The sequence below is a fragment of the Puniceicoccus vermicola genome (assembly GCF_014230055.1).
Lineage (GTDB): Bacteria > Verrucomicrobiota > Verrucomicrobiia > Opitutales > Puniceicoccaceae > Puniceicoccus > Puniceicoccus vermicola.
In genome coordinates this window covers 195,978-217,309 of sequence record NZ_JACHVA010000126.1, presented here as the reverse complement: position 1 = coordinate 217,309, position 21,332 = coordinate 195,978, and the positions used below count along the sequence as shown (strand labels likewise).

16 protein-coding genes are annotated in these 21,332 nt (G+C 52.0%); 6 read left to right on the top strand and 10 right to left on the bottom strand.

Annotated elements, in window-relative coordinates:
- The coding region (locus H5P30_RS16840; RefSeq protein WP_185690928.1) for an IS3 family transposase at positions 1-925 on the top strand (925 nt) is incomplete at its 5' end.
- On the opposite strand, the gene H5P30_RS16835 is transcribed toward H5P30_RS16840, so the two are convergent.
- Both H5P30_RS16835 and H5P30_RS16830 read right to left on the bottom strand, forming a co-directional pair.
- Positions 918-1,502, bottom strand: coding sequence for a LacI family DNA-binding transcriptional regulator (locus tag H5P30_RS16835; protein ID WP_185694078.1), 585 nt, complete (start codon positions 1,500-1,502; stop codon positions 918-920). The genes H5P30_RS16840 and H5P30_RS16835 overlap by 8 nt on opposite strands.
- A 46-nt stretch (positions 1,503-1,548) precedes the next feature.
- Positions 1,549-2,463 (bottom strand): AraC family transcriptional regulator, encoded by a 915-nt coding sequence (locus tag H5P30_RS16830; RefSeq protein ID WP_185694077.1) that lies wholly within the window; start codon positions 2,461-2,463, stop codon positions 1,549-1,551.
- Positions 2,464-2,562: 99 nt separating this feature from the next.
- Here H5P30_RS16830 and H5P30_RS16825 point away from each other — a divergent pair, with 99 nt between their 5' ends.
- The 4 genes from H5P30_RS16825 (at position 2,563) to H5P30_RS16810 (ending at position 5,746) form a co-directional block, all read left to right on the top strand.
- Positions 2,563-3,567 carry a zinc-dependent alcohol dehydrogenase gene (locus H5P30_RS16825; protein WP_185694076.1) on the top strand — a complete coding sequence of 335 codons (1,005 nt, stop codon included), beginning with the start codon at positions 2,563-2,565 and terminating at the stop codon, positions 3,565-3,567.
- A gap of 21 nt (positions 3,568-3,588) precedes the next feature.
- Entirely contained in the window at positions 3,589-4,410 is an 822-nt protein-coding gene (locus H5P30_RS16820) for an NAD-dependent epimerase/dehydratase family protein (protein WP_185694075.1), read from the top strand.
- Positions 4,411-4,694: 284 nt separating this feature from the next.
- Positions 4,695-5,168 (top strand): hypothetical protein, encoded by a 474-nt coding sequence (locus H5P30_RS16815; RefSeq protein WP_185694074.1) that lies wholly within the window; start codon positions 4,695-4,697, stop codon positions 5,166-5,168.
- 227 nt (positions 5,169-5,395) lie between these two features.
- Positions 5,396-5,746: a Spx/MgsR family RNA polymerase-binding regulatory protein gene (locus H5P30_RS16810; protein WP_185694073.1), complete on the top strand. Its 351-nt coding sequence runs from the start codon at positions 5,396-5,398 to the stop codon at positions 5,744-5,746.
- A gap of 85 nt (positions 5,747-5,831) precedes the next feature.
- Here the strand turns inward: H5P30_RS16810 and H5P30_RS16805 are convergent, their stop codons facing one another.
- The 6 genes from H5P30_RS16805 to H5P30_RS16780 form a co-directional block, all read right to left on the bottom strand.
- Complete coding sequence (locus H5P30_RS16805) at positions 5,832-6,617, bottom strand: glycoside hydrolase family protein (protein WP_185694072.1); 786 nt, start codon at positions 6,615-6,617, stop codon at positions 5,832-5,834.
- Between the two features lie 274 nt (positions 6,618-6,891).
- Positions 6,892-8,442: a sulfatase family protein gene (locus H5P30_RS16800; protein WP_185694071.1), complete on the bottom strand. Its 1,551-nt coding sequence runs from the start codon at positions 8,440-8,442 to the stop codon at positions 6,892-6,894.
- Between the two features lie 81 nt (positions 8,443-8,523).
- Positions 8,524-11,853, bottom strand: coding sequence for a CIA30 family protein (locus H5P30_RS16795; protein ID WP_185694070.1), 3,330 nt, complete (start codon positions 11,851-11,853; stop codon positions 8,524-8,526).
- A 280-nt stretch (positions 11,854-12,133) separates the two neighbouring features.
- Entirely contained in the window at positions 12,134-12,898 is a 765-nt protein-coding gene (locus H5P30_RS16790; RefSeq protein ID WP_185694069.1) for a prepilin-type N-terminal cleavage/methylation domain-containing protein, read from the bottom strand.
- An 18-nt stretch (positions 12,899-12,916) separates the two neighbouring features.
- A complete protein-coding gene (locus H5P30_RS16785; protein ID WP_185694068.1) occupies positions 12,917-13,699 on the bottom strand; it encodes a hypothetical protein in 783 nt (260 codons plus the stop codon).
- Between the two features lie 20 nt (positions 13,700-13,719).
- Positions 13,720-15,129: a sulfatase family protein gene (locus H5P30_RS16780; protein WP_185694067.1), complete on the bottom strand. Its 1,410-nt coding sequence runs from the start codon at positions 15,127-15,129 to the stop codon at positions 13,720-13,722.
- A gap of 64 nt (positions 15,130-15,193) precedes the next feature.
- On the opposite strand from H5P30_RS16780, the gene H5P30_RS16775 reads away from it, so the two are divergent.
- On the top strand, positions 15,194-16,234 hold the full coding sequence (locus tag H5P30_RS16775; RefSeq protein WP_185694066.1) for a LacI family DNA-binding transcriptional regulator: 1,041 nt from the start codon (positions 15,194-15,196) through the stop codon (positions 16,232-16,234).
- A gap of 261 nt (positions 16,235-16,495) precedes the next feature.
- Here the strand turns inward: H5P30_RS16775 and H5P30_RS16770 are convergent, their stop codons facing one another.
- Positions 16,496-19,402 (bottom strand): DUF748 domain-containing protein, encoded by a 2,907-nt coding sequence (locus H5P30_RS16770; protein WP_185694065.1) that lies wholly within the window; start codon positions 19,400-19,402, stop codon positions 16,496-16,498.
- Positions 19,403-19,567: 165 nt separating this feature from the next.
- The gene (locus H5P30_RS16765; protein WP_185694064.1) at positions 19,568-20,941 is read right to left on the bottom strand and encodes an MATE family efflux transporter; all 1,374 of its coding nucleotides are present in this window, start codon (positions 20,939-20,941) and stop codon (positions 19,568-19,570) included.
- Positions 20,942-21,332: the final 391 nt, after the last annotated feature.

Genomic DNA, 21,332 nt, shown 5'->3' with positions numbered 1-21,332 from the left:
TAAAAAAAGCCGCGAGCATACTGGCAGAGGACCCGCATCTGGGTATGCGATGATCGAGGCAATGCGGAAAGACTACTCAGTATGCGAGCTTTGTGGGGCTCTGGGACTGTCCCGGAGCGGATTTTACGCCTGGGATACCCGGAAAGTTGCTCCTGGGCCTCGGGCTGTCGAGAACCAGCGCATAGTCGCCGAAATAAAAACGATTCATGCCGACCGTCACATGCGCTGCTACGGCAGTCCGAGAATCACCCCGGAACTTGCCGAGCGCGGCTTGCCCTGTGGCGAGAACCGGGTAGCGCGCCTGATGCGAAAAGAGGGCTTACGAGGGAAGCTCCGTAGGCCTTGGCGACCAAAGACAACGAAAACCGATTCGAAGGCTTCTCCTTCTCCTAACCTTTTGAAAAAGGAGCCTGCGCCCACCAAGCCCGGTGAGCAACTCGTTGCCGACATTACCTATATCCCCACCGAAGAGGGTTGGATGTATCTGTCGGTTGTCATGGACCTGTTCTCCCGTCTCATCCTTGGATGGAATCTCTCCTGCTCTCTCTCGGCCGAACAAACTGTCCGGGCAATCGACCAAGCCCGTCTGAGACTACCGATCCATCCCACTGCGATCTTCCACTCCGATAGAGGTTGCCAGTATACCAGCGGGCCCCTTCGAACCGCTCTGGGAAAATGGAAACAAAGCATGAGCGCCAAGGGATACTGCTACGACAACGCCTTCGCCGAGAGCTGTTTCGCCTCCTTTAAAACCGAGATGCTTCCCGACTCCGGTTGCTTCCATAACAAAAAACAAGCCCACTGCGCCATCTTCGACTACATCGAATGCTTCTACAATCGCCGGCGAAGACACAGCTCTTTAGGAATGATCTCGCCTCAACGATACCTTGAACAATATTACAATCTACAACCACAACTTAACTAGCCGAAAACTGTCCACTTTTTCGGGGGAAGAGCAGTTCGTAAAGATGATGAATAATCTCCCTCATCGCCCGACTCCGGTCGACCGAGACTTTGGGAGTCTTTCCGGTTTCCCGGTGCACGGGTTCGACCAACACACTGGGTACCGTCGAAAGGAGTTCGTCCAAATCCGGGGCTTTCAGAATCGAATTAATGTTCACGATGCCATCCACTCCGAAACGTTGAAAATCCCGAATGACGCTGATCTCCCTCTCCTCTTCGCCCATCGTGGTTTCGAAGAGGTAGCGGAAACCATATCCCCTGAGCACGCGTTGCAGTTCCGTCAACTTCGCATTCACAATCGGCATACTGAAATTCCAGAAGCATACGCCGATCAGCTTCGAGGTCTGGCCCCGTAGACTCCTGGCATGCATATTGGGCTGGAAGTCACACTCCACCATCGCGTCCAGCACCCGTTTACGCGTCTCCTCGCTGACCCCTTTATGTCCGTTGATCGCCCGGGAGACCGACCATTGGGACATGTTGAGATAGCGGGCCAAATCCGCCGTTGATTCAATTTTCTGTGGGGGTTTTTCCGCCATGCTCAGCCTCTACGAACTAGAGCCGATTTCCTTTTCTGTCACGCTTTTAGACCTCCGGAAGGATGGAGGCCCGGGTCGACCGAAAGCGGGCCGGACTGATCCCGGTATGACGCTTGAACAATCGCGAAAAGTAGACCGAATCCGCATATCCAACGCTGGAGGCCACTGCGAAAACTTTTAGATCCGTTTGCTTCAGCAACTGTTTGGCCCGCTCAATCCGCATACTGTGCAAATAACCCACCGGCGTCACTCCATACTGCTGGCGAAATACCCGCGACAGGTGCGCGTAGGAAAACCCGAGCGCCTCCAGAGCCGCACAAACAGCCTGCTCCCCCGACGGAGTGGATACCATCCTATCGAGACACGCTCGCATCCGATATGCCAACTCCTCGGAGTGACGGACCCGCTGCTGAACCCGCGGATTCTCATCGAGCAAACGTAGGAGCAATTCCAACAATACGCCCCGAGCCGCGATCATTTCATGAGATTGCCTCGAATCGAGCATCCCTCGCAGTCGATCCAACAAAGCAAACACCCTCTCCGGCTCCTCGATCTTTCCCTCGATCCATCCAGAGGGAATCCTCTCCGGAGCCCGCCGCAAGAAATCCGTCTGCGGATGCGCCGGAAAAAAGGTCATCACCGGAGACCCTTCCCGCACCCGCACCCACTCCCAATCAAAATGGAGAAAATGCCTCCTTCCCGGCAAGCGACAGGAGGTGGAATGCCATACGCCCGGCGGGACGATGAAGAACTGAAGCGCCTCAAGTTTGACCAGTCGATCCTCGCACTCGAGGTCGAACTCCCCGCTCTCAATCAGGATCAACTCATGGTCGTAAATGACCCGACGGGCCTCCACCCAACCGCGGGAATGCTCCTCACATCCACAAAGACTCTTCCTCGTGAAATCCGGAGGGGCGGGACTCGGCACCGGACAGATTTTATTCAGCCAGCTTCGATCCATATATCATTTTTGACCTACTTTTCATCATATTGAGCCATCTATGAAGCCTTTTCATTCAAGGATCGATCATAATCATACCTACTTAAAACAAATCAATCTATGAAAGCCAAAGCCCTCATTACTTCTGCCCATCAAAAATTCTCACTGGAATCCGTTGAACTTCCCGATCCTCAGGACAATGAAGTCTTAGTCAAAACCGCCTATTCCGGAGTCAGCGTGGGAACCGAGTTCGCCCTCATCCGGAACAAAATCAATTGGGGCCCCTATCCCCTCATCACCGGCTACATGTCGACCGGCGAAGTGGAATCCGTCGGCTCGACCGTAACCGAGGTAAAACCGGGCGACAAGGTGTTCCTCCGCATGAGTAAAGCTCGGGCGAAGCGAAGCGATGGCTCAGAGTGCAGTCCCGTCGCGGGTCTCCACTGCTCACACGCCATCAGCGAAGTCGGGGGCACCCATGGACTCTGGAAGCTGCCCGAGAACTGCGACCTGGAAACCAGCAGCATGTTCGTCATGCCCGCAGTCGGCTACAAGTCAGTCGACACCTCCGCCCCGCAAATGGGCGAGACCGTTGCCGTCCTCGGCTGCGGACTGATCGGCCTCGGAGTCATTGCTGCGGCCTCCATGCGAGGTTGCCGGGTCATCGCGATCGATGTTGATCCCGCCCAACTCTCCCTCGCCAAGCGCTTCGGTGCCGACATCACTATCGACTCGAAGCAACAAAGCATATCGGAGGTCATCAAGAGTTACTGCCCGGACGGTGCCGATCTCGTCTACGAATCGACCGGGATCCCCGCTCTGATCCAGCCAGCGATAGAGCTCTGCCGCGTAGACGGTAAATTCATCTGGCAAGGCAACTATGGGGATGCCCCTTTCGACTTTTCCTTCATTCCCGCCCATACTCGCCGCCTGCAGATGTTTTTCCCCTGCGATGAAGGCTATCTCCCCAGCCGACTGACGGTCTTGAAGCACATGGCGAGCGGAATTCTTCCCTGGCAGGATACGGTCACCCATCGCATCTCCCCCGAGGAAGCTCCGGAAGTCTACCGAAGTATACTGGACGGAGACACGAGCTACAAAGGAACCATTCTAAACTGGAACTAAAACTCCACCGCACCACCCAACATGTCCACCATTCTCCTTACCGGCGCGAACGGATTCCTCGGACAAGCCCTCCTTGAGGACCTGACCGCAAACCACCACGTCGTTACCCTTTGTCGACAGGAACTGCCTGCAGGTCCCAACCGGTCACACTACCGAGGCCTGTTCTCCTCGCCCGACGATCTGGCCCAGCTGGACGCTCATTCCATCGACGCAGTTGTCCACCTCGCAGCCGTCACTGGCGGCTGTTCCGAAAGCGACGGGATGAGGGTGAATGTCGAAGGAACCCGCATTTTGATGCGTTCTTTGATCGATCAAGGTTGCCGCAAATTCGTGAACGCCAGCTCCATCGCCGTCGTCGGTCTCGAATCACCCGATTTCTGTCCCCTTTCCCTTCCCGTTCCTGACGAGCATCCCTGCCTCGATCAGCACGGGTACGGATTCTCCAAATACCTCATGGAGGAATTGACCCGCTATTATTCACGACAAATTCCCGCTCTCGACGTCATCAACCTGCGTCTGGCGGCCATCTACCCCGACGAGCAACCGCCACCGAAAGTCAATTCCTCAAAACCAACGCCTTGGTCGATCGCAACTCTAACCCAAATGAGTCGCTCACAAGCCGTCTCGGCCTTTGTCCGAGCAGTCGAATCCCCTCACCGTCCGGGCGTGAGAATCATCAATACGACCAGCCGACAATCTTGGACGGAAGGCCCCACTCTAGAACTCTTACGCCAATGGTGGGGAGAAACCTCTCTCCTTGAGCCCTTGGAAAGTTCAGAAAACAGTCATCCAGCCCTCTTCGACAACTCCTCATTGGAAAGAGAACTTCAATTGTCCCTATAGAGAGCTCAATCTAGAACGGTTCATCGCCTCCTCCCACAAAAGGGACAATTGAAGCAAAGAAGTCGGATCATAACACGCAGCACTATTTGAAACTCAGTGAGAAGCGATAAGGATCGACTTACGAATTCCATGGGTGATCCACCCATGATCGCGATTTAGAAGGGCGATTCCGAGCCGTTTCCCCCCTCTCGCATTGACCTCTTCGGGAGCGAGCGATTACTCCTTGGGATGTCCGTCGAAACCGAGTTCGGCGGCCCTGAATTCTCTCCCTGTATTTGCATAAGATGACTCGATACCTCCTATTCCTTTTCCTTTTCAGCTCAGCCCTTCAGGCCGAAAACCTCATCGACAATGGGGACTTCGAATCAGGACGCAAAGATTGGAAAGGCGACCGGGACATCGAATACGAAACCGACGCAGAAACCAACAAGGTGCTCTACTTCGAGGTGGACGACAAACCTCAAGAGATCGAGCAAGAGTTCGATGCTGAAGACTACCGAGTCTTCACCGTCACCTACCGAGTAAGGGCCACGGACGACTACCAAGGCCTGGGGTACCAAATTCGGTTCGTTCGCGATTCCGGTTCCTCGACCTTCTACGACCGCAGCGTGAAGGCAGGAGCAGACTGGAAAAAGGAGAAGATCACTTACAAAGCGGTGAAAGACAGCGACGACCTGAAACTCCGCATCACCGTGATTGACGACGACGACGGAGAAGGCGCAATCCTCTTCGACGACGTAGTTCTCACGGCCAAGTAAGGCTCGATCAACGGGCAGATCGGTAGCATCGGCGCTTCGCCGATGACGGCCGGATCCAGAAGAAACCAATCCCCCACTCTCACGAAAGGGTTGCAGGAACACAGCAACCTACCAGTCTACTAGTGTCCAAACAAAAAACTTCCCAACCTCTAAACCTCTGAACCTGCCAACCTCTTCCCAACCTCCCAACCTCTAAACCTCCCAACGTCCAAACCTCCCCCCCCTCCATGCTCAAATTCTACGCCTACAAAAATTGCAGCACCTGCCGCAACGCCCGGAAATTCCTTGAATCCAAGGGAGTCGAGTTCGAAGAACTCGCGATCCGCGAAACCCCGCCCAGCCCGTCGGAACTGGCGACCATGCTCAAGGCCTACGACGGCAAGATGACCCGTCTTTTCAACACTTCGAGTCAGGATTACCGCGACGCCGGCCTCAAAGATAAGCTTTCCTCTCTCAGCGAAGACGAAGCCTTCGCCCTCCTCCAGGAAAACGGCAACCTCGTCAAACGCCCCTTCCTCCTCGGCGACGGCGTCGCCCTCGTCGGCTTCAAAGAAGCCGAGTGGGACGAGAAGCTTTGATAAATCCAGATCTTTCGATAAAGGGGCTATAGAGGAAGAGATTGCCACTTTTTATCAATTTTCTCAGAGATATCATAAAGATACATTATTCGTCAGAATCAGAGTTTCGAATCTCCAGCACCGCTGCAGTCGAACCGAGGCTTTCGCCCCCGCGAAAAGCGACGAAAAGATGGGTTGGTTTGCTGTCTCTAAAGAGAATCTGAGGACGTTCGAATCGTCCTTCTCTCGACAATCCGTTGGGAGGTTCTCGTGTGTAGGATGTGGAAGGACGGTATCCTACCTGAGGATCCCCCCAAGCTATCCCGTCATGGGATCTCATATAAATACCATACCGGTCACCAAATAGGCCCATGTCGCGCATGATGGCATGATAGCCCTCAACATCTTGCCAAATAAAAGCATCTTCACATTCGTAGGACTCCCCATAGACGGATAGGTCGATGATCGGATTCGCTGCGTATTTTGTGTAAGGACCCTCTAATTTGCCAGCGGTGGCTACGCCATATTTCCGGTTGCCGTGAGATTTTTCCCATGAAATCCGGTCAACGCCTTTGTAGTAGAGTTTGAATGATCCGTTTCGGTCTTCGACGAATGAGGGGTTACTAACGAGAATTTCGTCCCAAGAGTCAGGCGAGCCAGCATCAATCAACGGAAAATCCATACGCTTCCACGGTCCATACAAGGAATTGCTCAATGCGACGCCTATCCGCTTGGACCGAATTGCTTGCTCGCGGTCGGCACAGGGCTCAAATCTATTGGCCATGTAGAAAAGGGCATATTGATCGGCAACACGATGAATGGTCGGATTATGAACCGTACAGGCATCCCAAAATTCGAGACCGCGCCCGGCAAGAGCAATATCGGTGAACACATAAGGACCTGCAATGTCTTCCGCTACAGCGTGTGCAATTTCAGAGTGAGTTAACCATCCCCCGAACCCCGTAGCTCGGGGCCAGCGGGAATAGTAGACATGGACGGAGCCTCCCGGGCCATAAATCGGTGAACAGCACCACACGAAATAGTTCGAATCTTCAAGAATTCTCCCAATGTATCTCAAACGACGGCAAAAATCAGATTCAACCTTGGGCGGAAGGTCCCGTGCTTGAAAACCATTCTCCCTATTTATCGAACTGTTGGCCATTCCGTTAGCGATACATTTCGTGAATGTCGGATCGATTGTAAGCCTGAGCCGCATTAGGAGCGGTTCCATCCCCACCCAGCGGATAGATGCAGCTACGGTGACCAGGAGTTGCAAGGTGGACTTCATCGCTAAGGGAACACTGCGTCGTGACGGTACGCCGAGTACGTATCAACCACTCTAGCAACTGGCGGCGACAGTCTTCGACCACGTTGCGATAGGATGGGTCCTTGTAGAGATTGCGGGTCTCCTGAGGATCGTTGAGCAGGTTATAGAGCTCTCCGACGTCTTCCCCAGGAAAACACTCTTCTTGATAGTGAACGAATCGCCAATGCTTCCAGCGCAGAGCTTTACTCCAAACATTTTCTGTCACGGATACATCGCGAACTGGATAGTCTTCACCGCCCAACAGCCCCGTTAGGTCTTTGCCATCCCCAGAGTCAAACTCCCGAAGATTACACAAGGAGGATAACGTTGAAGTCATGTCGATATTTTCGACTAGTTGGCTACAGCAGCTCCCACCTCGGGTCAATCCAGGCACACGCCAGAGCGAGGGAACTTTGCAAACTTGGTCCGAACAGATTCCCGGAGCTTTTTCCAATATTCCCATATGGCCGTGATACGCTCCATGGTCACTGCCGAAAATGACGATGGTGTTTTTCTCTAAGTCGTTGACGCGTAAAAACTCCATCAACTGTCCAAAGACGTAATCGATTTGGCTGACACAGGCGAGAGTCCCCCTCCAGCATCGACGCACGAAGTCCTCGAATGTATCGTCGCTGTGCCCAAATTCGGGTGGGTAATCGCGCCATTCTCGCCAACGTTTTTGGAAATGGGGAGCACGATGTGACTGGCATACATCCCAATCAGCAGGAAGCTCCAGATCGGACGGATACTGATTCCAAAAGCGAATATTTGGGAGCAATGGATGATGCGGCTTCTGAAAGGCAACTTGGACACAAAAAGGGTGATCGATGTAATCTAGAATAAAATCCATCGTTTCGCGTGCGCACCACATTTCCTGAGTTTCTTCAAGCGGTAACTCCGAGGGCATCGCGTCGATAGGGATGCTCGGCTTCCCGTAGTTTTGCAAGTTATGCCAGCTGTCCTCCAAGTGGCGTAGACCTTTTCGTTCTAGATCTTCCAGAAAAGAAGATGCCCCGAAAACACCGTCCGCATTTTCATAGGAATCCCCAAAGACATCGACGTCGTCAGCAATCCAGTTTCGCGGAGCCTCTGGAAGGTGTAGTTTACCATAGGCGGCGGTCCGATATCCCTGGCGACCAAAATGCCGAAATAGATTGTTTAAGCCCTTCGGCGCAGGACCGGAAAGCCCGTAGTAGCCGTGATTTTGACAGTATTGTCCCGAAAGGATGCTAACTCGGCTCGGCGTACAGATTGGGTTCTGACAATGAGCTTCGGTAAATCGAATGCCCGAAGCCGCAAACGCGTCCAAATTTGGAGTCTGAGCTTGAGGATGCCCAGCACAGCCAAGCCAATTGGCATTCATCTGATCCGCCAAGATCATCAGGACATTGAAAGGAGTTCTTTTATCCATGGATTCAGTCGTCTACTCTTGCTCTGAGGCTAATCCTCCGCTCGTTCTTTGTAAGTATACCTCCATACAGGAACCATTGCACTACTCGTTGCTCAATTTGCGGGGCTCAAGCCGAACGGATCGAACTCGAAATTTGGTTCCCGATTTGGGATCGTTGCCGTTCACGGAAATGGCAATGGATTGAATGCTTTCCAAGCGCGGTTGTTGCGGCTCTTGGAATTCTCGCGAAAGCTTGGTCAAATAAAACGTATTGAGGGGAATCGTGATTTTCTGCCACTTATCTTTCGACGTAAGGACATCAGGCTGAACCCAGCTCTTATAAACTGTCCCGTCTATTGATTTCATCAGGATACGCATTTGCATATTTAGGGTCGGTTCCAGAGTCATCACCTCAAATGAAATTTGTTCATAGCCCGTGATATCGGGAGTCGGCGGTAACAAAAAGGCGCCCTCGAAGCGGGGACCCCAGTAGTCAGGAACTGGCAGGACAGTCATGACAAAGCTATTCCCCTCGGTCTCAACTGTGGCGGCTTGATCGGTGCTTTGTAAAAACAAACCGGGATTGGGCAATAGATCGAGGGGCGCTCTGGCACTACCGCCAGTTGTGATTTTTACAGGAACGGAAACAAAGAATTCATCGGTCGGGGTCTGGAGGGAAAGCTCGCTGAATCCGAATCCACTGAATTCATTGCTCGAAGGAATTACAGTAACGAGCAGTTGATCGCCTTCAATACGCCAGTCAATAACTTCCAGCGGCCAGGGATCCCAACTCTCACCTTCTGTGGATGGGCAGCTGACATCCACCAACTGGGATAAGCTATCCTGTGCTGTCAGATCCAAAGATATCGAAATCGGCTGGTTCTGAATCAAGATAAAAGGTTCGTCGACCGGTGCGGTTATCGGCTTGAGATCTACGGGGTCACCGGCATCCGTTTCGATGAATATTGGGGCTTCGCTGAGAGTGACGATCTTAGAGTGAGTCAAAGGGCGACCGAATCGATCCATAAACCGCGCATTCCCGAGAGGACCCAGTTGTGCACTGATACGCCCTTCTTGGGACCAAGCTGCAACAATTTGGCGTTTCCCTTTTAGAAAGGTATAGACGTAAAGCGGAGGTGTTTCTTGTAGAGTACGTGAAAAAGTTGCGCCGTTGAAAAGGTATTGTAGAACGCTGACGGATAGCGCTTGCATCTTGGGACTGGAAGGTCTGTCGCCGCGGACGAGCCCCATTTTCAGATGAGTTCTCGGAAGGTCGGCCCACAAAAAATAGAACTGCCGGTCAACACCCCGGGTCAGACCCATGATAAAAGCACGTAGCACATAATTTGCGACTTCATCATCTGGAGGGAAAGCTCGATGGCTACTCGCAGAACCCAGACCCGTGAATGGCTTTAATCCAGCCTGTTCGAGCCGTGGGAGATCAGAGCTTGAAATCCCAAGTTCCGTAGCCCAGATATGTCCATCCCCAAGTCCGACCTCGAACATCGTTTTACGAAGCTCATCAAGTTCATACGCATAGCCCGTACTCTCGGGAATCCCTCGACCGTTTCGGTAGGGATGGATACTCACACCATCAACGGTTCCCGGCGCAACTTGGCCCAAGACGTTGCGAATATAGACTTGAGGGATGTGGGAAGTTGTTGGACCCAAAACAGGATGATCTGGGGAAATGCCCGCCCGATTGAGCGCCTCGCGATTGGCCTCAAGCATGTCAGCGACCGTACTCGTGGATCCGAGAAAGTAGGAGTTTGCATTGGTTTCGTTCCACGATTCGTACCCGCAGAAATCTGCATCATTGACCGCCAATGCTTCAACATAGTTTTCCCACTCTTTTCTAAGACCCTGAGTCCAATGCAGGCCTAAAATGCGATGCCAGCGTCCGGCAGCATTTCCGTAGAGTTTTCGAATCGAACGGGGAGCACCTTCGAGGATTGCTAGCTCCTTCAGCCCATTCTCACGTAATTCTTCCCGAACAACATCAAAACTTTTCCATTCGCCAGGTCTTTTTCCCTTCCGAATGTGCCAGGATAGAGAGGCACCACGACGAACGAAGGGAATTCCTATCTTCGCGAGCGAGGGGCCTACGTCTGAATTCAGTCGGCTGTTTGACACGAAGATACCAACCCATGGCTCGCCTTCTCCATGTCGATGTATACAAGCAAAAGATGGTTGAGCATCTGCGAGAAGGTTTCCGTCGGCATCATTGATTCGAATGTCGAGATTGTAGAGGCCGATTGGCCGAGTTCCGAAATCAATAATGGTTTCCGCGATGCGTCCATCCATCACCCAGCGGGACGGTGGCAATTGCGTGATAAGACCTTTGTCATTCAGAATTGATCCGGAAAGGCGGGGAGGTTCTTGGTCTTCCAGCGGACCGACTCGAACGTGAAGGCGAGCGATTTCTTCTGGATAGACAAAGGATATCCCACTCTCCCAAGTCAGCTCAATCTCAGGGTCAATAAGTGCAGGCGCTGTAGCGAAAGGCTCTTCAATCATCTCGATACCATCGAGACGAATCCAGCCCTGCGACGGGATGCGAAACCGTATTCTCCAGTCTTCGTCGTTATTCTCAATCGCAGGGATCTTGATCGTATGCTGTTGCCAATTATGGGTCAGTTCAAAATCCCAGAAATTCGATTCAGGCCTACCCCAGTTCTTGCTCGTTAATTCCACGCGAGCCTGACTCCCATCCAAATCGAACGAACCTTTTATCCAAAATCGCAATTGAACGGGACGATTGTGGGGCCAGTCTAAAATTGGCGAGTCGAAATTGCTAGTCGATTCGGGTTCACGGCTTGCAATCTGGAGACTGTATTGACCATCTACTGCGTCTTCCGAACGGGTAATTTCCAGGCCCGCTCCATAGTAGCTTGCTGCATACCAAGATCCCTGTCCGACTTCGAAAGATTGATTTGGGATATACAAACGATATCGATCAAAACTATGGCCGCACTGCCCAGTCTCCAGAATAGAAACTCGAAAGTTGTCGATGTAGAAACTGCATGTTTGATCTGCAGGGGTGTTATCGAGAAATCGAATCTGATCGATAAGTTCATTCGGATTCCGCATTGGGATTTGCTGAAACACTTGCGGAGACCGCTCCTGCTGTTTAATCATTAAATTCATCGCCCTCCCTTCGACAGTTGGAATCTCCATTTGAATGCGGTACCAATCTCCCTCCGTGAAAGGAACCAAGGGAAGCAATCCAGTGTCAGTATGAACAGTGATCCAACGACGAAAATTGTCATCTTTGTTTCGAGCGATCAGGAGTTGAGCCTTGATCGCTCCTCTAGCCTGCGGGCGGTTGCTCTCCAGTAGCACGGAAGGGCTGGAATCGTTGATTTCAGGAACCATCCAGTCGAATTCAATGAGCAAGGGCTGTTTTTTGCTATGATGGATCGAAGCGGTCAAAGAGGGATTTATGGCAGAAGAGCTGTCTTCGACTCGTACGAGAGCCTCCCCATCTCCGAAATAACTACGACCTCGAACAATACCAATACGGCTCTTGTCATCGGATTTCGTTGACCATGGAAAGCTCAAGGTAGCATCGAAATCGAAATCTTCCCAGTTCTCTTCAACCAATATCGAGTTAGATTCAGCATAAAGATGAGGAAGGATCACTACTCCAATAATTACGATCAAGCATCCTAGAGTAGAGCGGGAAATATTTTGAAAAGGAGCACGCATAAAATCAGTCTCCAGAAGGTCGGACTAAAGCTCCCCAGCCCCAGAATGGGTCAGTAATGTCATGGTGTTTTTCGATTATCTCACGATAAGGAATCGAGGAGACATGACCGTCGCAAAATAGGACATTGGTGAAACCATTATGTCGGTCCGACAGTTTCGATTCGGAATTTGAGCTCATATTAGAGGGACTGTTGATGTACGAGAGATGACCCTCTTTGTCTGCGACGAGCATAGTCTTTGCAGGATCGGGAAGTGGCATAGGATTGATAGGATAGGAACGTTGAGATTGCCACAGCCACAGGTTCACACCGTAGGGTTTAATTGAATCCTCGGGATCGCAGGCCGGGCAAAAGAGCGGACTATTGTTGAACGGGGCTACGCCGCTAGAGGTTTCCTTCTTTTCGAAAGGATAGTCGTTAAAAGCAATTCCATCGCTGAGATAGGTGAAAAAATCCGACTTAAACCACTCCCCGACCGATGATGAACCCGGGAATCCGACCGCAGGTAGATTTCCCTTGTTGTCGATTTTGTAGGTCGAGAAAGCGGCCCCAATCTGTCGCAAATTACTAATACAGACAGTTGATTGGGTCTTGTTTCGGATCGAGCTGTAAACTGGCAGCAAGATCGCAGTCAAAATACCCAAGACAGCCATCACGACCAATAGTTCGATCAAGGTGAAGCCGTGTTTCCTGAACGAAGGTCTCATATGCACCTGAAGCCGCAGACGACTCATTACCACTGTATCAAAAGACAAGCGGCGGAAAGCCAATGGTTCATCGCTATGCGGTCAGCGATGATTGCGTCGCCGAAGGAAGGTAACGACAATGACCGACATTACCCCAAGATAAAGTGACGCACTTCCGGGTTCCGGTATCGTCTCGATGAAGACATTGTCGATAAAGTACTCACCTCCAGTAGAGGAAATCGGAGCGTTGTAATTGAAGACTGCTTCAGTTGGATTGCTAATGCTGTTTTCAAATGACAAGTCGGGTGTGGTTACAGTGGTGCCCCCGAATTCCTCCACAGTTAGAGAAAAAGTCGAGGAACCGATATCAATAGATTGAGTAAATCGGTACCAGTTATTCGCCGAGAGAGACATTCCCCCAGTGAGTTCATTGAAGCTGTTACCTTCACGAACTGAAACATATCCGTTTGTTGTTGTGAGCATCATTCGGATTCCATTGGTTCCATTATCTCCCTCAAGAATGAACTGGGGATTCCCTTGTTGGGTGACAAACATGTAATCGAATTGAATCTTCAATATAGAGTAGCTCTCGCCGCTGCTATCGATTTCAACGGATGCCTCCGGTGTAAAAGACCCATTTAAATTGCGACTCCGCATGCCTTGGGTGTCGCCTGAAGGGCCAAAAGTGGATTGAGCATTTACGTTGCTGCTGACAGTGATATTGGAGCTGCTTGTCCAAGGAGAGGTCGGGGGACCTCCTGCTGCATACTCCTCAAAGTCATCGTCGATCAACACCGAACCGGAGAGAAGATGTCCGGTTGTCAAGATGGTTAGAATCGACAGCAGATGTGGAGAAAATAGTCGGAGATTGAGGTTCGTTTTCATAGGAGTGTTTTGGGTTAGCATTATTGGTTGTAGAGTTGTGTTTGCGACAGGGAAGCCGACTGAACAAGTCGGTGCGGAGCTACATTTTCGTTCTTATTGATCGTCGGATCACCGTTGACATTCTGCCATTCCTGCAGGCTATCGAGTAAGCGCTGAACAATCGCCGAACAGGAACCATCTTCAATACGGTCATACAGCTCAAGGGGGTCCTCCAGCAGGTCAAAGAGCTGCAGGCGTTCCTCCCCACCCATCGCGTAGCAGATAAGTTTCCAACGTCCGTCGTACACGGAACGCTGAAACCCAGAATAAACGGAGAAAAAGACGTCTCGAAAGTTATCTGATTTATCGGCGAGAATAGGGACTAGGCTACGGCTTTCCAAATTTGGAAGAACAGGAACTTTTGAAAGTTCACAGAGAGTCGAGAACAGATCGAGGGAATAAGCACAATGCGAACTTCGTAACCCCTTTGGCACCCCTGGTCCACTAAGGATGAAAGGCACTCGAACACTGTGCTCGTAGAGATTTTGTTTTCCTAAGAGTCCGTGACTCCCGATTGCGAGACCGTGGTCTGAAACATAAACAACAATCGTACCCTCCTCAAGGCCGGTTCTGCTGAGGCAATCTAAGACTCGTCCCAAGCAAGCGTCGTGATGACTGATAAGTCCGTAGTAATCAGCCAGCTCCTTCTGTATCGTTTTTCCGGTTCGTGGATGAGGAGCAAGAAGCTCGTCACGGATACTGAGTTCACCATTGTCGAACGGATGCTCGGGCAGGAAATTCAAGGGAAGTGGAATCGAGTCCTGATCATAGAGCGTATCATAAGGAGGTGGTGGTGTACGCGGATCGTGAGGAGAGGTCAGTGCCAGCCACATGAAAAAGGGTCGACTTTTATCGTGGTTTTGGAGGAAATCGATGGCGGTATTGCAGAACACTTCACTGGAAAATCCTTCGGCAACCTTCGCCGGGCGACCCTCCTTAATACCACTCAGGCTCCGGACGGGAACCTCGTCATGGGGACTCATTCCGCCGTGAAAAATGTTGCGACCAGACTCGAAGGAACGAACTGCGCTGGGTCCATCATTGTGCCACTTGCCTGTAATAAAGGTCTCGTAGTTATGCTCTCGAAAATATTGAGGCAAGGTGACGTATTCTGGGTGAATCGGTACGTCGTTACTCGGGCGCGGCTCGCAATAAGTATATCCATCTGCCTGAAAGAGATTCCGACCGGTCAGGAGGCAAGCTCGGGAAGGCGCACAAACCGCTGGGATCAGACTACCCATAATACGCGTATTTGTAAAAATCGTGCCCCTTTCGATCAGTCCGTCCAAAGTTGGCGTATGAACGACTGGGTGGCCTAGAGTGCCGATTGCATCAGCGCGATGGTCGTCGGCGACAACCAACAGGATGTTGGGGCGTTTCTCGAGGGGCATACAAACCTTATTGCATTGACGAGAAAGTACTTCAAATCTTTGATCACTGAAACAGTTAAGTACTTTGAGCAAAGGCCCTAGAGTTCGATTAAAAGACATTGCTGCAGAGGCAAATTTAAGTATCGCAGCTGTTTCGATGGCATTACGCGACAATCCCACGATTCCAGCTGGAACGATTGCTCGGGTAAAAGCGACGGCAGAAAGGTTGGGCTATGAACCCGACCCAGCGATGAGTGCTTTGGCGGCATACAGAAGCCGATTGCGCGTACAACGTGAGTTCAATGTCATCGCAATGGTTTCAAATTGGTCGTCTTCGACTCGGTGGCTTCAAAAAAACCTGAGTGCGCAAAAACTATTTAACGGAGCCAAAGAAAGAGCTCGGATGCTTGGGTATTCTCTCCAGTTTTTCAATGCATACGAAGGCGGAATGACTCCGGTTCGATTGAGCAACATTCTCTACTCACGGGGTATTCGCGGTATAATCGTTACACCGTTTGCTGATCCCTCAGCTGTATTCGAATTCGACTGGAACCGCTTTTCGATTGTAACCATAGAGAGACCTTTGAGGTACAGTCATTTTCACCATGTCGTTCCGAACTATTATGCGGATAGCCTTTTGCTTCACAGAATCTTGCGAGAAAGGGGTTACCAAAATCCGGGGCTGGTCTTGGATAAAAAGTTGTCCGAGAGAGTCGAAAATCAATGGGAAGCTGCCCATATATTTGGGCAGAGTCGCAACCAGAGGGACATCATTCCGACCCTGAAGCTCGAGTCAAAGCCTCTCGAAGTCGAATTCTTAGAATGGTTTCGAAAATACCAGCCGGACGTCATAGTTGGAAGAAGCAATGACAATCTGGTAATGCGCTCACTGAAGTCAGTTGGTATCCGTGTTCCGGATGATGTTGGATATGCGAGTTTCAATGTTTTGGATGACTACGATGAAGCAAGTGGCATCCTTCAACCCAGAGATGCAATGGGCGCGGCGGCTGTAGACATTTTAAACACTCTGTTGCACAGGGATCATCGAGGTGCCGACAAAGTTGCTTTGGGGACTCATGCTGACGGAATTTGGTATGAAGGCCGGACTTTGCGCAAGACGGCCTAGATCGATAGCCCTTTGCCGTCAGTCAACTTTTGGCTCCTGAATAGCATCGCCGAATCCTAGAAGATAAGAGTTATAATACCGATTTTAGTAAGGTTTGACCGTTATGGTGCAGCGCAGAATCGAAGCGATTCGCGATTCAAGATTGACCATCCACAAAATTCGCCATTCGTCCTCGGCCATTCGCTATCCGCCCCACTCAAGCCCAGGGTCGAGGGGATCGATACGGCCCTCCGGAACCTATCAACTGCCGTCGCTGCACCCTTATTCTAAACTGAAACCGACAATTGAGCGGTCCACCGTGAGATCCGGATCGCGCACAAAAAGTCTTTCCTCCGAAATACCGTCGATCCCGAGCAACATCTCCCGGACGACTTGCACCCTCGCCGCCATCAGATCCGTAGCCACTGGATCCGTGGGATCCACTTCAGGCAATTGACTGGTCTCATCCACATTGACCTCTTCGCTCTCTGTTGTCGGCGGTTTGTACCTTGCTTTTCTCCCGACCGAAAATTGATGACTGTTCTTCGAATTGTCTTCTCCAACACTCCCGACACTTACCTTTTCCATTTCAGAATCTGGCTGAATTAAGTCGCGAGCCAACGTGGTGAGATCGCTCTGGGATAGGCTCGGCGTCATACTGAGAATCAGCTGGGGTCGCTCCTGAAGTGCGGTTCCCAGTGCTTCCAGTTGACCCCTCATCTTTGGAGAAAGCTGAGAATCACCAGGCGCAAACTCGACTTGGGAAAGATCCTCTTCCGATCCCACCAAACTGGAAAGCATCGAAAACGGCGAGAGGGCAACACTTCGAATCAAACCAAATACTGCCGTCCGGATAATCTGTCCTAATCCCACATTCGGCTGATAGAGATCCCCCGAAAGCGGCAACTCCAAGTTCATCACCCCATCGGACCCTTTCAAAAGCGATATCGCCAAAGACAATGGCAATTTCACCGCATCCGGACTATCGACCGAATCACCGAGTTCCAACTGGTCGATTTTGATATCGTTGCTCGCCTGCAAATTCCCGGAATCCACTTGTAACTCCGTATCGAGGCTAAACCAGCCACTCCCGACTTTGCGTCCAACGGCTTTTCCCGAATAGGGAGAAAACACTGGGAGCGAAAGCTCATTCAGCGACATCGTCATTCTCGTTTCACGACGTGGATCAATTGGATAAGCAGACCCTGCCATCGTAAACTGGCTGCGATTCACCAAGGCGCTGATCGAAAACTCCGTACTCTTCTCCTCCCCCAAGGTGATGTTTTCGACATCCACCTCAGCGTCTGCAACCTCGAGACGAAAGGTCGGCTGAATCGATTGATCAATCAGAAGAATAGAGCCCCCTTCAACGACAAATGAAGCGATCTCGAGATCCAAGGGTGTTTCTGTAGACTCGCTCGGCTCGGCCCCGGCCTCGGCCTCGGCCTCGGCAGCAACTTCGCCGGCGCCCGCCTCGTTCGCATCAGCCGCGACCTCTACCTCAACCGCTTCGGCCGTTTCCTCCGGAGCGGATCGGGTCAACACCGCATTCGGTTCAGTCAGAACCAGATTCCCCAGACTCACGGACAACGGCTTCGTCTCTGCCGACAGGTCGGCAAAGCTGAAAGACTTCCACTCCAGATCGACCGCATTATCGCCCGCCAGCGCCACGGAAAAGTCCTGCACAGAACCATCCCCGCTCAAGCGATATCCAGACTCAAAGTCTCCACTGAGCCCACCGGAGTACTCGAATGTGCCCGACCCGACTTGGGTCTCAGCCATGGAAAGTCCATAAGCATTGGCCAGGGAGAGGTCCAGCGCCTCCACTCCCAGCACGAGATCAACCCCGGCAACCGCAGGGGTTAATTCTCCGCTCGCTTTGAAGCGACCGCTTTCCCCAATCAGCACCAGTAAATCAAGCCCCACTGGCTCGGAAAATTCGGAGGACAGACCCTTGAGGGAATATTCGGAAATCACCATTTCCAAATCCGCGCCCCCAGGAATCATCGAATCCACCCATTGAATGTGAAAGTCCTGGATCAAGTATTCCTTCAGGAAAAATCCGACTGGCAATTCTGGCAGCTCAAAGGAGTCGTCACCTTTTGCGACACTCTCGGGCGGGTCCGCGGCTTCGACTTCGGGCAAAGCTTCGACTTCAGGTAAAACGAGCAGATTGAGCAAATTAATCGCACCCGCATCATTCCTGCGGATGCCGAGCAAACCACTGCGAATATAGACCTGCTCCAGATCGACTTGCATTGAGTTATAATCAAAGCTGACCCCGCTCACTCCGGCAGAATCGAGAACAAAAAATTCACCGGCATCTTCCCTGCCGACACAATGCACATTGGCCAATTCAACCGAGCCCTCACTGATCGTGAAAACGTTCTCCAGATCCCCAAAGTTAATCGCATAGCTCAATTGCATGGAGTAGGTCGCACGCTCCAGATCGAAACGGATAAATTTTTCGAAATACGGGGAGAAAGGATCAATCTCGACCCCAGACACCCGAATCGTTCCGCGACTCGCAAAAGGCTGGCTGGTGAGCTCCCCAGTCCACTCCAACTCCGCACCCTTATCCGTTTTTGCCAGAAAACGCATGGCATTGCCCTCTCCTGCGCCCACCTCCGTGGTGAAATTCTCCAATCGGAAATTGATCGGTTCGATACTCTTCTCGAAACCGCTTTCATTGGTAACGTCACTGAAGTTCATCGCCCCGTCCTTGATTTCAAGGAGAGCCACCGACACTTCCGGAATTTCATAGGCATTCAACAAATCGGCCACGTCTTCCAAACTCTCTGGCCCCTCTTCGGTTGGCTCAGCGATCACCTCTTCACTCTCACTCTCCTCCTGCGGGCTCCGCAGATAACGGATCCGGGGAGCTTCAAGGCTGACCAAATCCAGAACGGGATAGAATTTATATAGGGTTTTCGCGCTCAAGTTGACCGTTGCCCTTTCCGCCCCGAATGACCAGTGCCCCCCTGGATCGCTCAAACTCAAGCCCTCCACCTGCAATTGCCAGGTAAACGGATTCGCTTTGACCTTCGTGATGACCGCATCCGGCGACACATGCTCCTTTAACGCTTTCTCGCCAAAATACCGTAAAGCCATCGGGAAGACCCAAAAACCAATGACTGCGTAAAGAAGCAGCAAAATCGTCGCTATTTTTAGATATTTTTTGGTTCTCATACTAGGATTCTGTCTTCGATGCTTCGTCTCCCGAGCAGAGAACCTGCCTGATTCTGTTCGAAAAATGAAGGGTTAACTCAAAACGAGCCGTGATCCGGTGTAGGTTCAAGACCCAGGGAACCAAAAAGGTTCAGGACATGGTTAACACATTCCGCTATCCGCAGCTCACCCTTCGCCATGCGAAGTCAGCAATTCGCGACTCACCCCGCGCATCTTCTGCACCAGCCGCCGCGACAAGACCACCGCTGAAATCATCATACCCAGGGTGATCCCCCACCAGATACCAGCGGCACCCCAATGCAGCCAGAACGCGAGCACCGCACCGAGAGGCAGGGCGATCATCCAATAGACCCCAAACGCCAGAGCGGCGGGGAACCGTACGTCATTCATCCCCCGCAAAGAAGTCGAGGCGCTGATCTGCAGGCCATCGAAAAGCTGGAAGACGGCCGTAATCACCAGCAAGTGCGCACACAGAGCGATAACTCCGGCATCATCGCTGAAGAGGCCTGCCAGCTCCCACCGGAAAGCGACGAAACTACTCGCACTAGTGAGAGCAAAAAGCACCACCAACAAAGTCCCCCCCAAAGCAATCAAGCGTAGTCGCTCGGGCTGTTTCGCTCCATAGGCCTCCCCGACTCGCACCGTTTGAGCCATCCCAATGCCCAGAGGCACCATGAACGTGGTCGCCGCACAAGTGAGGGCAATCTGGTGGGACGCCAAAGCCGTAGCCCCCAGCCGACCGACCAACAACGCCGCCATGACGAAGGCCCCGACCTCGGCCAGAAGATGGATGCTGGATGGAATCCCGATCTGCAAAAGCGAACGCATGGTCCCCCACTCCGGCCCCCGAAACCATCGCACGGGCAACCATTCCCGGTAATCCGGAGCGGCTCGCAAGCACCAGAGAAAAATGACCACCAACGTCGCAAAACGGGACAACGCGGTTGCGATCCCCGCCCCTTCCAGACCCCATTCAGGAAATCCCCAAGAACCGTAAATCAGAAGCCAGTTGAGAAATATGTTCAGCACCACCCCTGCCCCGATGATCCAGAACGGCATCCAAGGCCGATTCATCGCATCGGCGTGCGCCTTAATCGCAATCGCCATCAACGCGGGAAGCAGCGAAACCGCGACCAGGTAAAAATACCGCGGAGAGGCGGCGACGACTTCTGGATCCTGCCCAAACCAATGGAGGCGAGGGACCACGACAAACGCCCCCAGAATCGTCAGCAGCCCAATTCCCAAGCCCAAGTAAAGCCCGTTCCGCAGAGCACTGCGCGCCGCCACCGGATTCCCTTCTCCACGAGCCTGAGAGACCCTGACCGAGACACCGATCAGCAGACCGAACCCCAGCATCAACGGCAGGTGCAGCACCGAATTGACAAACGCCGAGGCCGCCAACTCCACCACCCCGACCTGTCCGATCATGATGGTATCCGCCACCCCCAAGGCCATCTGGCTCAACTCCCCGATGATCAAAGGAAAGGCCAATACCAAGGTAGCTCGTATTTCACGGAAAAACTGGGAACGAATATTCATCAAAAAAAAGAAAACCAACCGGCGTTCTTTCCCAGAAACGAAAAAACCCGCCGGATTAAAGGCGGGTCAGGAAACTTGCTGCAATCAAAGCACCCTCAACCGCCTCTCTCTACCGAGAGAAAAACCGGGATTTTGGAGTGAGCCAAGAAATGCATGAACCCATTATCCTGCCCTCAGCCCGGACCGGGTCAATCTAAATGGGAGGGGGAAGTTGGGGAGGGGGAGTTGGGAAGTTTAGAGGTTCGGAGGTTTTGATGTTGAGAGGTTAGGGGGTTCGGAGGTTAAGGCGTTCCCGCGGGTTCGGACCTTCTGACGTTCAGAGGTTGGTTGGTTCCATCTGCAGCATCGGTACACTCACCGATAAACTCTCGGACAACCCCGATAAAAACTC